The following is a 14,482-nucleotide window of genomic DNA, read 5'->3' on the forward strand; positions in this document are numbered from 1 at the left end:
CGGCATAAAATAAATATGGTGAATTATGACAAAAAGACATATTTTTTGATTACTTTTGTACATTAAATACATCTAAGTTAGATGAGCAACGAATTGAGAATTATTGTCAGTGGTGGCGGAACGGGAGGACACATCTTTCCGGCCATCTCCATTGCTAACGCCATCAAGGCAAAGCGTCCTGATGCAAAAATACTCTTCGTGGGCGCTCTCGGGCGCATGGAAATGGAGCGCGTGCCCAAAGCTGGCTACGAGATAAAAGGACTACCCATTTGCGGATTCGACCGCAAACACCTGTTGAAGAACATCTCCGTGCTGTTCAAAATATGGAAAAGTCAGCGCATGGCTAAGGCCATCATCAAAAACTTCAAGCCGATGGCCGCCGTCGGAGTGGGTGGATATGCCAGTGGCCCCACCTTGAACGTTTGTGCAAAACGGCACATTCCTTGCTTGATACAGGAACAAAACTCGTATGCTGGGGTGACCAACAAGTTGTTGGCGAAGAAAGCAGACAAGATATGTGTGGCTTACGAAGGCATGGAACGCTTCTTCCCAGCCGACAAAATCATCATGACAGGCAACCCTGTGCGGCAAAATGTGTTGCAAACTGCCTTGACACAACAAGAGGCCAGAAAGTCATTTGGGCTCGACCCCGACAAGAAAACCATGCTGTTGGTAGGCGGAAGTCTTGGAGCCAGAACCATCAACGAGAGCGTGATGAGCCACTTGGACATGGTAAGAGCGAGCGACGTGCAATTTATTTGGCAAACTGGAAAATATTATTTCGAAGGCATCACCAAGGCCTTGCAGTCGGAAGACCCGCTGCCCATGCTCCACGTAACTGATTTTATCAGCGACATGGGGGCTGCCTACAAGGCGGCAGATTTGGTGATAAGCCGTGCCGGAGCCAGTTCCATCAGCGAGTTCTGCCTCATTGGCAAGCCCGTCATCCTGGTACCCAGTCCGAACGTTGCTGAAGATCATCAAACGAAGAACGCCATGGCTTTGGTCAACAAGAACGCTGCCATCTATGTCAAAGATTCCGAAGCGAAGGACATATTGCTGCAACAAGCCATCGAAACAGTACAGAACGACAATAAGTTGGCATCGCTGAGCGAGAACGTCTTGAAGCTCGCATTGCCTCATTCTGCCGACATCATCGCAGATGAGGTCATCAAACTGGCAACACAGCGGTAGACAAAAACGCCGGCAAAGAAAAGCATAGAACAACAAAGGTAACGTACGCCAACGTCAATGAACGAAGCGAACGAGCTACCTGCAACTTTCGATAACTCCACAAGACAATAGAAGAAAAGAGAAATGGACATAACAGAAATCAAGTCGGTTTATTTCATTGGGGCTGGCGGCATTGGCATGAGTGCCATCGCCCGCTACTTCATTCATAAAGGTGTGGTGGTAGCTGGATACGACAAGGCTCCATCCGCACTGACCAACCAACTTGAGAAAGAGGGCATGCTTATACACTATGAAGAAAATGTGGAGGAAATACCGCATGCATGTAAGAACCCTCAGACGTGCCTTGTTATCTACACACCCGCCATTCCGAAGACACATCAAGAGCTGAAATACTTCAGGGACAACGGCTTTGAGATACAAAAGCGGGCGCAGGTGCTCGGCACATTGACTCAGACACACAAGGGACTGTGCTTTGCAGGAACGCACGGCAAAACCACCACCAGCACCATGTGCGCGCACATCATGCACCAGAGTCATGTCGACTGCAATGCCTTTCTCGGAGGCATCTCAAAGAACTATGGCACCAACTACATCCTGTCAGATGCGAGTGATTATATCGTTATCGAGGCCGATGAGTTCGACCGTAGTTTCCATTGGCTGCGTCCGTGGATGAGTGTAATCACCTCCACCGACCCTGATCATCTGGATATCTATGGCACAAAAGAGGCTTATCTGGAGAGTTTTCGTCACTATTCCACGCTCATTCAGCCAGGTGGAGCGTTGATTATCCATCGGGATTTAGAAATGAAGCCCGCGGTTCAAGAGGGCGTAAGCATCTATGATTACAGCAGGGACAAGGGAGATTTCCATGCAGAGAACATTGAAATTAAGAATGGTCATATCACTTTCGATTTCATTTCGCCTTTGGAAAATGTAGAAGGCATAGAACTGGGCCAGCCCATTCCCATCAACATCGAGAACGGAGTGGCTGCCATGGCCATGGCACAACTGAACGGTTGCGCGGCCGAAGAACTGAGATATGGCATGTCTACCTATCATGGCGTGGAGCGAAGGTTCGACTTCAAGATTAAGAACGACCGCCATGTGCTGCTTTCCGACTATGCACATCATCCAAAGGAGATATACCAAAGTGCCAAAAGTCTGCGCGAATTGTATCACGACCGCAAGGTGACGGCCATCTTTCAGCCGCATCTTTACACCCGCACCAGAGACTTCTATAAGGAGTTCGCCAAAGCACTGAGCCAGCTGGACGAAGTGATTTTGTGCGATATTTATCCCGCTCGCGAGCAACCTATCAAGGGAGTGACGTCACAACTGATATACGATGAACTTACCTGTAAGGAGAAAAGCATGATTCACAAGGAAGAGGTTCTCGACCTGGTGAAGCGACGCGACTTCGATGTCCTCGTGATATTGGGCGCCGGTGACTTGGATAATTACGTACCACAAATGGCTAAGATCATAGAAAGCAAGTGAGAAGAAACCTGAAAAAGATAATAACCATCGTACTGGACGTGGTGCTGGGCATCTATCTGGTCTTTGCTTTCACGGCATTCAACAAGCCTGATGAAACGGCCAACGTATGCACGAAAGTAAGCATTGACATTGCAGACGAGGCCCAAAATGGTTTTATCAACGCCGCAGAAATCAGGAATCGACTGGAGAAACACAAGCTCTATCCGCTGGAAAAGCCATTGAAATACGTTGATGCCCGCAAGATAGAGGACATGTTGAAGACCAGTCCGTTTGTCAATACGGCTGAATGTTACAAAACACAAAATGGACATGTCAACATCAGCATCACGCAACGAATGCCCATCGTGCGCATCAAGTCGGTCAATGGTGACGACTATTATCTGGATGATAAGGATGCCATCATGCCCAACTCCAGTTACACGAGCGACCTCATCATCGCGACTGGCTACATTAACAAATGGTTTGCCACGCATTATGTGTCGGCGCTGAGCAAAGCATTGATGGGTAACGAGCTATGGAAAAACCAAATAGAACAAATTCATGTTCTACCCGACCGCGGCATAGAGTTGGTCCCCAGGGTGGGCGACCACATCATTTATTTGGGTCAGTTGCCCACAAGCAATGACCGAACAAAGCGGCTCTCGTTGATTGAGAGCTTCACCAAGAAGAAACTCACACGTCTGGAAAAGTTCTATAAATATGGCCTTTCACAGGCGGGATGGAACAAATATTCTTACATCAACCTGGAGTTTGACAACCAAATCATCTGCAAAAGACGAAGCAATTGAACGGATGTGAGAACAAAAGTACATAACACGAACAAAAAGATTTGATAAAGATATAAAAACGTATGGCAAAGGAATTTATCGTAGCTATTGAACTGGGATCGTCAAAAATCACAGGTATTGCAGGAAAAAAGAATTCAGATGGAAGCATCTCCATTCTTGCTGTTGTCAAAGAAGATTCCACCTCGTGCATACGCAAAGGTGTAGTTTTCAACATTGACAAGACAGTATTGTGCTTGACCAACATCATCAAGAAGTTGGAAACTACGCTCAAAACCAACATAGCCCGAGTTTATGTTGGTGTCGGAGGACAGAGCATCCGCAGCCTCAAGAACGTCATCATCAAGGATCTGCCCGCAGAAACCGTCGTAACTCAGGACATGATTAACGAGCTGATGGATGCCAATCGTAGCATGACTTATGCAGAACAAGAGATATTGGACGCTGCCACGCAGGAATACAAGGTTGACGCGCTGTACCAATTGGATCCGGTTGGCATTCCTTGTTCAAGGTTGGAGGGTAATTTCCTCAACATACTTTGGCGAAAAACGTTCTACAAAAACCTAAACCAATGCCTCAACAAGGCTGGTGTGGAGATTGCCGAACTGTATTTAGCGCCACTGGCTTTGGCCGATGCCGTGTTGACAGAGACCGAGAAAAGAACTGGCTGTGCACTGATAGACCTCGGTGCTGACACCACAACCGTATTGGTGTACTACAAAAACATCCTGCGCCATCTCGCCGTCATCCCATTGGGTGGCGAGAACATCACCAAGGACATCACCTCCTTGTTGATGGAAGACAGTCAGGCAGAGCAAATGAAATTGAAATACGCCTCTGCCTACACCGACAACAGTGACATTGATGACAATAAGAAATACCCTATCGACCAAGACAGAAAAGTTGATAGCCGCAAGTTCATCGAGATTGTAGAATCGCGCCTGCAAGAAATCATTGAGAACGTTTTTTATCAGATTCCAAACGAATATGCCGACAAACTCATTGGCGGAATCATCCTTACAGGCGGCGGTTCAAACATGCCCAATATTGAGAAAGCCTTTACCAACCAAGCCCCAACGGAGAAGATTCGCATAGCCAAGTTTGTGAACCAGAATATCAATTCCAACCTCCCAGAGATTACAACTCATACGGGAACGATGAACACCATCCTGGGTTTGCTCGCCAAAGGTGACATCAATTGTGCTGGCGAAGAGATTACTGCCGACTTATTCCAAAGCAACGAACCCAAGCACGTCACGCCAACGCCCGCACCAGCCAAAGGTCCTCGATCGTATACGGAGACATCCGGCACGGGCATCGTACAGACAGAAGAAGAAAAAGAATTACTGCGTAAGAAAAAAGAGGAGCAGGAAGAAGCTGAGCGAAAGGCGCAGGAAGAGGAGGAACGCCGCATAGCGAAAGAGAAAAGAGAGAACTCTCCCGTCAACAAAATATGGAAAAGCATTAAAAACTTTGCCAGCAAAATAACCGAAGAGGAAGAATAAGCAGCAGCCCTATCACGACATCCCAAGAACGAACCATTAAGAATTACAATTATGTCAGACAATATCAACACCCCTAACATTCTCGATTTTGGAGAACCAGACAAAGCAAGCAGCATTATCAAGGTAATCGGTGTTGGCGGTGGCGGTGGCAATGCCGTCAACCACATGTACCGCGAAGGCATTCACGACGTTACCTTCGTGCTCTGCAACACCGACAATCAGGCGCTCAACGACAGTCCGGTACCCTTCCACTTGCAGCTCGGCAAAGAAGGACTGGGAGCCGGCAACAAGCCCGAAAAAGCTCGCCTGGCTGCTGAAGAGAGTCTCGAAGACATCAAGAACATGCTCAACGATGGTACCCGCATGGCATTCATCACGGCCGGTATGGGCGGTGGTACGGGTACAGGAGCAGCTCCGGTTATCGCCCGCGTCTCCAAGGAACTGGGCATTTTGACCGTTGGCATCGTCACCATTCCTTTCCGCTTTGAGGGCGATAAGAAGATTAACCAAGCCTTAGACGGCGTGGAGGAGATGGCCAAGCATGTGGATGCCCTGTTGGTTATCAACAACGAACGGCTGCGTGAGATATATCCTGATCTCACCGTGCTCGACGCTTTCGGCAAAGCCGACGACACTCTGAGCATTGCTGCCAAGAGCATTGCGGAGATTATCACCAACCACGGACTGATTAACCTCGACTTCAATGACGTGAAAACGGTGCTGAAAGACGGTGGCGTGGCCATCATGAGCACGGGCTTTGGCGAGGGCGAGGGCCGCGTGAAGGCAGCCATCGAGGACGCATTGAACTCTCCGCTGCTGAACGATAACGATATCTTCAACTCCAAAAAGATACTGCTCAGCATCAACTTCTGCAACGAAAAGAACGACAACAGCGGTCTGATGATGGAGGAAATGAACGACGTGAACGACTTCATGGGACGCTTTGACAGCGACTTCGAAATCAAATGGGGCATCGCCATCGACCCAGACCTTGGCAAAAAGGTGAAAGTCACCATCTTGGCCACAGGTTTTGGCATCAGCGATGTAGAGGGAATGGACAGCCACATCGGCAAACGTCATTCGCAAGAAGAAGCTATGCGCCTGGCCGAAGAGGAAGAACGAAAGATTCAACTCATCAACCGCAAGGAGCAATATTACAAGGATGGGAAAAACTCTAAATACAAACGTCACCCGCACGTCTATCTCTTCAGCAACGAAGACCTTGACAACGAGGACGTTATCCTGGCCGTAGAGAGCTTCCCCACCTACAAACGTACGCGCCAGATGCTCGACGACATACGCAAACAGGCATCGGGTGAGCCCAAGGAACCCGAACAAAAAGAGAACAATGAACCCATACAGGGTCTCATCAGTTTTGAATAAAACAACATACACCGACGACAGCTCGTCAACAAATACAATAAAACATCAAACAAATGGCATTATTTGAAAAGGTTAACGAAGACATCAAAACCGCAATGAAAGAGCGCGACAAGGTAGCACTTGACACGCTGCGCAACATCAAAAAAGTTTTCCTCGAGGCTAAAACGGCACCGGGAGCCAACGATACATTGGAGGATGCAGACGCTTTGAAGATTATTCAGAAGCTGGCCAAGCAAGGCAAAGAATCGGCACAGACGTACATAGACGCAGGCCGACAGGATCTTGCTGACGCTGAATTGGCACAGGTTTCGGTCATCGAGCGCTATCTGCCCGAACAACTGTCGGAAGCCGAAATAGAGAAAATCGTCAAGACCATCATCGACCAAACGGGTGCCGCAAGCATGAAGGACATGGGAAAAGTCATGGGAATGGCCAACAAACAATTGGCTGGAAAGGCCGATGGCAAAACTATTTCAGGCATCGTTAAAAAGCTGCTCGCGTAATTCTTAAACTCAATTTCGCCATCTGCGAAACTAACGGCAGGAACCTTTTGAAACACAATCTTTCAAAGGGTTCTTGCCGTTTTCTATTTCCTTGAAAATCACCTCATTAATACTCGCCATACAATTGCATTGAGTTTGGGCTGCAAAGTCATGCACTTTGCACGCCAAAAGCATGTAGATTGGCCCCCAAACTCAATGACTTTGCCAAGCCACCCCACAAAGGCCTGAGAAACAACCAATGGCTACCGGAACAAATCTTGCAAAACCGAGAGCGATTTCAGCTCGGGGAACGAAGGGATGTGCAAACGATAGTAGCGCAATATCAAGTTGGCACAACGATTGCGCTCCTCACGGGAAAAGCGGAAAAGGTGCATGGTTTCATAGTTCATCCGCATCAGTTGACCAATCTTCGCAGCCTCGCTTGGGGGAATAAAGTCGGGATGTAAGGGAACGAGAGAACAGAACACGCCGTTGCGAAGGTCGAAGAAATCGCCCGCATGCCAGTTCTCAAGATTTGGATAAAACCCAATGAAGCGCGTCAGATGCATCATGAACACCAGATGAAAGTTGGCGAAAGCCCCCTCCGCAGCATCCAACCAACGAATGCTGTTCTCCACATATTGATATAATGCCCCCACCTCATGCTCGCCGCGCACGCTGAAATACAAGAATTCTGACAAGTACAAGGAGATGGACAACTTATAAGAATTGAAAGGTATGGTAGAGAACGGATAGGCCAGACGCATCTCCTTGATGCGCTGCAACTGCTTGTTGGGACGCTCATCAAACTCGATGTCCAAGATGGTCAGCGGCTGAAAATAGGGCTTGCCCGCCCTGCTGCTCCTGCCTTTGCGCATACGCTGGATAAAAGAGACGTTCCCCATCGCCTGGGTGAACAAATCTGTTATCAACTGAGAATCGCCATATTTGATGGTTCGTAGTACGATAGCTTGCGTCTTAATTAACATCTGAACGTGGATTTGAATGACAAAAATACTGAATTTCATACATTCAATGAAAAATTACAGCATAAAATTTGGTCGGTAAGGAAAAATGTCATAACTTTGCACCCGCTAATCAAATGGCACGGTCCCTTCGTCTATCGGTTAGGACGTGAGATTTTCATTCTCAAAAGAGCAGTTCGACTCTGCTAGGGACTACACAAAAGAAATAAAAGAAGTAAATAGAAGATGGCAAATCACAAATCATCACTTAAAAGAATCCGTCAGGACAAAGTTAAGACTTTGCACAACAAATATTATGCAAAGACCATGCGTAATGCTGTACGCAAGTTGCGTGCAATGACCGACAAGGATGAGGCTGTCAAGCTGTATCCTGAAGTACAGAAGATGGTAGACAAGTTGGCCAAGACCAACGTCATCCACAAGAACAAGGCTGCCAACTTGAAGTCAAGCCTCTGCAAGCACATCGGCAAACTCGCATAAGCCCATCTGACGACCCTACATACAAAGGTTACATTTCGAAAGAAGTGTAACCTTTTGAGGTTTCACCCACCTCAATCTCTTCCTCCGTTGACACAGCACTGCGTCTTTCCCAATCTTCAAGCAGGCGATTCGTCACAGGTCCGTTGCCGACCAACACAGGCTACGAGGTGGGCAAGAACTACAAAATACCAGAAAACAGAAAAACTTTCTTCGCATCTTTAAACCACATAAAAAAGGCAAACGCACGCCAGTCTTTTACGCATTTTTAGCAACAAAACATTTCCTCATTTGGCTGTAATTTCGTATCTTTGCATATCATAATATACAAAACGACAAATGGCAGAAAATCAGAATACCGAAAACAATTATTCGGCCAGTAACATCCAAGTCTTGGAAGGACTTGAGGCTGTTCGCAAACGCCCTGCAATGTACATCGGTGACATCAGTGAGAAGGGTCTCCATCACTTGATTAACGAGACCGTGGACAACTCTATTGACGAAGCGATGGCAGGTTATTGCACCGACATTGAAGTGACCATCAACGATGACGAATCAATAACTGTACAAGATAACGGTCGAGGCATTCCCGTAGACCAGCACGAAAAACTGCACAAGTCGGCCCTGGAAGTGGTTATGACGGTACTCCATGCCGGCGGAAAGTTCGACAAAGGCTCGTACAAAGTCAGCGGTGGTCTGCACGGAGTTGGTGTAAGTTGCGTTAACGCCCTATCCTCTCACATGACATCTCAGGTGTTCCGTGACGGCAAAATCTACCAACAAGAATACGAAAGGGGAAAAGCCCTCTACCCCGTGAAAGTCATTGGAGAGACCAACCTGCGTGGAACGCGTCAGCAGTTCTGGCCAGATAAGTCTATATTCACAACCACTCACTTCCAATGGGACATCATTGCACGGCGCATGCGAGAGCTGGCTTTCCTGAATGCAGGCATTCGCATCACCCTTACTGACCTGCGTCCCAATGAGGAAGGCAAGACACGTACGGAGGTTTTCCACGCCAAAGACGGCCTCAAAGAGTTCGTCCGCTACGTTGACCGCCACAGAACGCACCTCTTCGACGATGTTATCTACCTGAAAACAGAGAAGCAAGGCATCCCCATTGAGGTGGCTATCATGTACAACACCGACTATTCTGAGAACATACACTCGTACGTTAACAACATCAACACCATAGAGGGTGGCACGCACCTCACAGGTTTTCGCGCCGCACTGACACGCACGTTGAAGACGTATGCAGACAACGACCCCGCCATTTCAAAGCAAATTGAAAAGGCAAAGATAGAGATTGCCGGTGAAGACTTCCGTGAAGGACTTACCGCTGTGATATCCATTAAGGTGGCAGAGCCGCAGTTTGAGGGACAGACCAAGACCAAATTGGGCAACAGTGAGGTATCTGGAGCCGTACAACAAGCTGTTGGCGAAGCACTTACCAACTACTTGGAAGAGCATCCTACCGAGGCAAAACAAATCTGCGAGAAGGTGGTTTTGGCAGCTACGGCACGTATTGCGGCACGAAAGGCGCGCGAGAGCGTTCAGCGTAAGAACGTCATGAGCGGTGGAGGACTGCCAGGTAAACTGGCCGACTGCTCGAACAAAGACCCGAAAGATTGTGAGATATTCCTGGTGGAGGGTGACTCCGCAGGTGGATCGGCTAAGCAAGGACGCGACCGATACACGCAAGCCATATTGCCATTGCGTGGAAAAATCCTGAACGTGGAAAAGGTTCAATGGCACAGAGTGTTCGAGGCTGAGTCGGTGATGAACATCATTCAGAGCATCGGCGTGCGCTTTGGCGTAGACGGAGAGGACGACCGAGAGGCCAATATCGACAAGCTGCGCTACGACAAGATTATCATCATGACCGATGCCGACGTCGATGGTTCGCACATCGACACACTCATCATGACGCTGTTCTATCGCTTCATGCCCAAAATCATCGAAGAAGGGCACCTCTACATCGCTACTCCACCGCTTTACAAGTGTACTTACAAGAACAAGGCCAGTGAATATTGCTACACCGAACAGCAACGACAGGCCTTCATAGACAAGTACGCCCAGGGCGAGGAAGACAGCAAGAGTATTCACACACAGCGATACAAAGGTCTTGGTGAGATGAACCCTGAGCAATTATGGGAAACGACCATGGATCCAAAGACTCGCCTGTTGAAGCAGGTAACCATCGAGAATGCAGCCGATGCAGACGAGATATTCTCCATGCTTATGGGTGATGACGTGGAACCACGTCGTGAATTTATTGAACAGAACGCAACCTATGCGAACATTGACGCATAGGCGCTAAATAAGCAAAATTTAAGGGGCATGCAATCGATTTGCATGCCCCTTTTTTCATATTCTAATGTGTCGTATGGCCCAGCCCTTGTTGTTAGGAAGGTTTATCGCACCCCATAGGCCGCCTGACTCATGTAAACAGCCACCGTTTTCAAACGCAAATAATTGTCGCTGAGATACATATATCCTCCGAAAGGATTGTTCTTGCCCCACGAATTTTTAGCTATATAGTAAGTATTTCCATGCTTATCATGCGCCAATCCCACCAATACCATACAATGGTCGTCAGTAGTTTTCAGTGTTTCAAACTGCCTTTGACGCGCTACTGGCGTTACATTTACGGTCTCATTGGGCAACTTGGCCACGCCCTGTGCAAACGAAAAGCCTGGCTCACTGATGTCCCCTTCCCAGCAAACGGGATGCCCCGTCTGCAAAGCCCCCTTGACATGTGCCATCAACGTGTCGAGGGGCACATTCATAAAGGTGTCGCGGTACCGATTATCGGGTATCTCCAAAGCAAACGAATGACCGTAGGGATGGTGCGTAAAACTGGTCAATGAGAGATATTCATGAGGCAGACAAACGCTGTGAGCAAACTGTTTTGGCGTATATTCGGCATGCCTGAAAAAGACAAACCGTGGCATGAAACCAACTTCAGCGTCCAGCATTTCATCCACAAGGCCATCCATTTTCTGCAGACTTGCTGACCGCGAGGCCGTCAACTGCACCTTTCTGGCCAACACGTTGTAATTTACTTGCTGGCCATGATACGTGTCCTCATGCAGCACCCCATATCTTTCCAGCAAACGAAGGGCCATCGATGCCGTCCCACGAAGCGACACCTGCTTTCTTCCTCCCGCAAAGAAAGCCTCACGAGCCTGCTCCTTCAGCAACATTCGGGCAAGATAGTCGACCGACAAGTTGACCGAGTCGCCCATCATCAGCCGTTCCGATTCGATGGTTCCCAGCATGGCATACGCCCAACAAAGCGAACTGCTTCCCTGGTTCTGCACGGGAGTGGCCTTCAACATCACATCCGTTTTGAACTGATGATGCCGTACTTCGTTCGACTTATTCGCATTTCTGCAAGCCGAAACTACAACCAACGTGCTACACACAAACAAGAGTATCTTTCTCATCTCTGTGCAAAGATAATACAAAAACCAAACAAATCGCACAGCTTTACTTTGCAGTTATTACAAATAAGCGTAACTTTGCAAGTATGAAGTATCAGTTATCAGACTTTGAAATCATGGCACCCGTGGGGTCCAGAGAGAGCCTTGCAGCCGCCATTCAGGCTGGAGCGGGAGCGGTATACTTCGGCATCGGCCAGCTTAACATGCGCTCACACTCAGCCAATCATTTTACAATTGACGACCTGCACGACATCGCCGAAACGTGCAAGGCACACGGCATCAAGACCTATCTCACGGTGAACACTGTGATTTATGGCGAGGATATCCCAACCATGCGCAAAATAATCGACGCGGCAAAGGATGCCCAAATATCGGCGGTGATTGCCAGTGACGTGGCCGTGATGACCTACTGCGTGGAGAAAGGGGTGGAAGTGCACCTCTCCACCCAACTCAATATCTCCAACATCGAGGCCCTGAAGTTTTACGCCCGCTTTGCTGATGTAGTTGTATTGGCGCGCGAACTGAACCTAAAACAGGTGAAAGAGATTCACCAACAGATTGTCGAACAACACATCTGCGGCCCCCATGGCGAGCTCATTCGCATCGAGATGTTCTGTCATGGCGCATTCTGCATGGCAATCAGCGGTAAGTGTTACATGAGTCTTCACGACGCCAATCGGTCCGCCAACCGTGGTGAATGCGTGCAAATCTGCCGCCGTTCGTACACCGTTACCGACAATGAGACGGGCAACCAACTTGAGATTGACAACAAATACATCATGAGTCCGAAGGACTTGAAGACCGTTCGCTTCATCAACCTCATGATGGACGCAGGCGTGCGGGTGTTCAAAATCGAGGGCAGGGCGCGCGGACCAGAGTATGTGTACAATGTGGTGACGTGCTACAAAGAAGCTATTCAGTCGGTTATCGACGGTACTTTCACCGAAGAGAAGAAAGATGCTTGGGACAAACGTCTGTCTGCCGTCTTCAACAGAGGATTCTGGGACGGCTATTATCAGGGTCAGAAGCTGGGCGAATGGACCAAAGAATATGGTAACAAGGCTACCGAGAAAAAGGTCTTGGTGGGCAAGGTGGTGAAGTATTTCTCTAACCTTGGCGTGGCAGAGTTAGCTGTCGAAGCCGCTGAGATAGAGCTTGGTGAGCGTCTACTCATCACGGGTCCCACCACGGGCGTGATGTATTTCGACGCCAACGAGATACGCTATGAGCTGAAACCGGTACAAAAGGCCGAGAAAGGATGGCGCATCTCCATTGCCGTTCCCGACAAAGTGCGCCCCAATGACAAGCTATTCAAGATAGTAAGTGCGGTGAAACGGGATGCGTGAAAATGACGGCCTCTCCCCCAACCCCTCCCCGAAAGGGAGGGGAGTGATTAGCTTGCTTGCTGCATAACATTGTCAAAACCTCGAAAAATCAACGTGAACCAATCATAAAGTTCAAATCTCAAAGTTCAACGTTCAAAATAAACTGACTATAAAGTTCAATGTTCAAAGTTCAATGTTCAAAGTAAAACCTCTCTTTTTATGACCATCAACGAATTGCAAGACGAAGTAATAGAAGATTTTTCAGAGCTGTCCGACTGGATGGACAAGTACCAAATGCTCATCGACTTGGGCAACGAATTGGAGCCATTAGACGAACGATACAAAACCCAATCGAACCTCATTGACGGCTGTCAGAGTCGCGTTTGGCTGCAATGCGACGAGCAAGAAGGCAAGTTGTACTTCACGGCCGACAGTGATGCGCTCATCGTTAAGGGCATTATAGCACTGCTCATCCGCGTGGTCAGCGGGCATACGCCCCAGGAAATCATGGATGCAGAACTCTATTTCATCGACCGCATCGGCCTTCATGAGCATCTATCACCCACCCGGGCCAACGGTTTGCTGGCGATGGTAAAGCAGATGAAGATGTATGCGCTGGCCTTCCAAGCCAAACAACCTTAACCTATTGCTGGGAAATTGAGAAAATTAAAGACCATAGAAATGCAGCGGTTGTCGGTCAAAGACTTCAAGGCGGCCGACAAACTACCGCTGGTCGTCGTGCTCGACGACGTGCGATCACTATATAATGTGGGCTCGGTATTCCGTTCGTGCGATGCCTTTCGGGTTGAAGCGGTGTACCTCTGCGGCATCACGGCCACCCCTCCACACCCAGAAATTCACAAGACTGCCCTTGGTGGAGAGGATAGTGTGGACTGGCAATACTTTGCATCGGCCACCCAAGCGGTGGAAGATTTGAGGGAAAGGGGATATTGTGTGTACGCCATCGAACAGGTGGTAGGCTCCACCAAACTGCAAAATTTGTCCGTTGACCGCAGTCAACGTTACGCCGTAGTGTTCGGCAACGAGGTGAAAGGCGTGCACCAAGACACGGTTGACGCATGCGACGGCTGCCTGGAAATACCGCAGTTTGGCACCAAACACTCGCTCAACGTTTCGGTCACCGCAGGCATTGTGGTATGGGAGTTCGCCCGAAAACTGCTGCTGTAATCATACGACACTCATCAAAGTTGATGACAGAAGAAAGTCAAGTTGAATACGGCAAATTGTAAAATAAACACAGCAATCGGCATTCGTCTAACGTGTTAACGCTCAATAAATAACGGCTTAAGCGGTTAAAATATTTTAATTTCAGTTTACTTCTCATTGCCTTTGCCGTCATTATATGTATATTTGGCAAAAGAACCGTGTACCCAAACAGGCT

At 48.4% G+C, this 14,482-nt stretch carries 13 protein-coding genes; 11 read left to right on the top strand and 2 right to left on the bottom strand.

All coding sequences use genetic code 11. The annotated features are described in order from the left end of the window. Positions 1-81 precede the first annotated feature (81 nt). The 6 genes from murG to NQ518_RS07705 all read left to right on the top strand — a co-directional run bounded on the left by murG (position 82) and on the right by NQ518_RS07705 (position 6,867). Positions 82-1,194, top strand: coding sequence for an undecaprenyldiphospho-muramoylpentapeptide beta-N-acetylglucosaminyltransferase (gene murG / locus NQ518_RS07680; RefSeq protein WP_227205866.1), 1,113 nt, complete (start codon positions 82-84; stop codon positions 1,192-1,194). A 123-nt stretch (positions 1,195-1,317) separates the two neighbouring features. Further along, positions 1,318-2,691, top strand: a complete 1,374-nt coding sequence (murC, locus tag NQ518_RS07685; RefSeq protein WP_227205864.1) for a UDP-N-acetylmuramate--L-alanine ligase — start codon at positions 1,318-1,320, stop codon at positions 2,689-2,691. Further along, the gene (locus NQ518_RS07690) at positions 2,688-3,479 is read left to right on the top strand and encodes a cell division protein FtsQ/DivIB (RefSeq protein WP_227205862.1); all 792 of its coding nucleotides are present in this window, start codon (positions 2,688-2,690) and stop codon (positions 3,477-3,479) included. Before murC ends, NQ518_RS07690 begins: the two co-directional genes overlap by 4 nt. A 62-nt stretch (positions 3,480-3,541) precedes the next feature. Further along, complete coding sequence (gene ftsA / locus NQ518_RS07695) at positions 3,542-4,981, top strand: cell division protein FtsA (RefSeq protein ID WP_227960222.1); 1,440 nt, start codon at positions 3,542-3,544, stop codon at positions 4,979-4,981. Positions 4,982-5,032: 51 nt separating this feature from the next. Continuing rightward, positions 5,033-6,364 carry a cell division protein FtsZ gene (ftsZ, locus tag NQ518_RS07700; protein WP_102696516.1) on the top strand — a complete coding sequence of 444 codons (1,332 nt, stop codon included), beginning with the start codon at positions 5,033-5,035 and terminating at the stop codon, positions 6,362-6,364. A 53-nt stretch (positions 6,365-6,417) separates the two neighbouring features. Beyond that, positions 6,418-6,867, top strand: a complete 450-nt coding sequence (locus NQ518_RS07705; protein WP_227960221.1) for a GatB/YqeY domain-containing protein — start codon at positions 6,418-6,420, stop codon at positions 6,865-6,867. A 242-nt stretch (positions 6,868-7,109) separates the two neighbouring features. Here NQ518_RS07705 and recO read toward each other — a convergent pair whose 3' ends face one another. Then, the gene (gene recO, locus NQ518_RS07710; protein ID WP_227962404.1) at positions 7,110-7,835 is read right to left on the bottom strand and encodes a DNA repair protein RecO; all 726 of its coding nucleotides are present in this window, start codon (positions 7,833-7,835) and stop codon (positions 7,110-7,112) included. Between the two features lie 222 nt (positions 7,836-8,057). Between recO and rpsT the strand changes: the two genes are divergently transcribed. Together rpsT and gyrB are read left to right on the top strand one after the other, a co-directional pair. Beyond that, positions 8,058-8,312 (top strand): 30S ribosomal protein S20, encoded by a 255-nt coding sequence (gene rpsT, locus NQ518_RS07715; RefSeq protein WP_102696513.1) that lies wholly within the window; start codon positions 8,058-8,060, stop codon positions 8,310-8,312. Positions 8,313-8,648: 336 nt separating this feature from the next. Then, complete coding sequence (gyrB, locus tag NQ518_RS07720; RefSeq protein WP_227960219.1) at positions 8,649-10,622, top strand: DNA topoisomerase (ATP-hydrolyzing) subunit B; 1,974 nt, start codon at positions 8,649-8,651, stop codon at positions 10,620-10,622. 101 nt (positions 10,623-10,723) lie between these two features. Here the strand turns inward: gyrB and NQ518_RS07725 are convergent, their stop codons facing one another. Further along, complete coding sequence (locus NQ518_RS07725; protein WP_227960217.1) at positions 10,724-11,758, bottom strand: C1 family peptidase; 1,035 nt, start codon at positions 11,756-11,758, stop codon at positions 10,724-10,726. Positions 11,759-11,841: 83 nt separating this feature from the next. On the opposite strand from NQ518_RS07725, the gene NQ518_RS07730 reads away from it, so the two are divergent. The 3 genes from NQ518_RS07730 (at position 11,842) to NQ518_RS07740 (ending at position 14,268) form a co-directional block, all read left to right on the top strand. After that, entirely contained in the window at positions 11,842-13,101 is a 1,260-nt protein-coding gene (locus tag NQ518_RS07730) for a peptidase U32 family protein (RefSeq protein WP_227960215.1), read from the top strand. Between the two features lie 198 nt (positions 13,102-13,299). Continuing rightward, entirely contained in the window at positions 13,300-13,722 is a 423-nt protein-coding gene (locus NQ518_RS07735; protein ID WP_227960213.1) for a SufE family protein, read from the top strand. Between the two features lie 15 nt (positions 13,723-13,737). Then, a complete protein-coding gene (locus NQ518_RS07740) occupies positions 13,738-14,268 on the top strand; it encodes an RNA methyltransferase (protein WP_227960211.1) in 531 nt (176 codons plus the stop codon). The last annotated feature ends 214 nt before the right edge of the window (positions 14,269-14,482 follow it).

The organism is Hoylesella buccalis ATCC 35310, from assembly GCF_025151385.1.
GTDB lineage: Bacteria > Bacteroidota > Bacteroidia > Bacteroidales > Bacteroidaceae > Prevotella > Prevotella buccalis.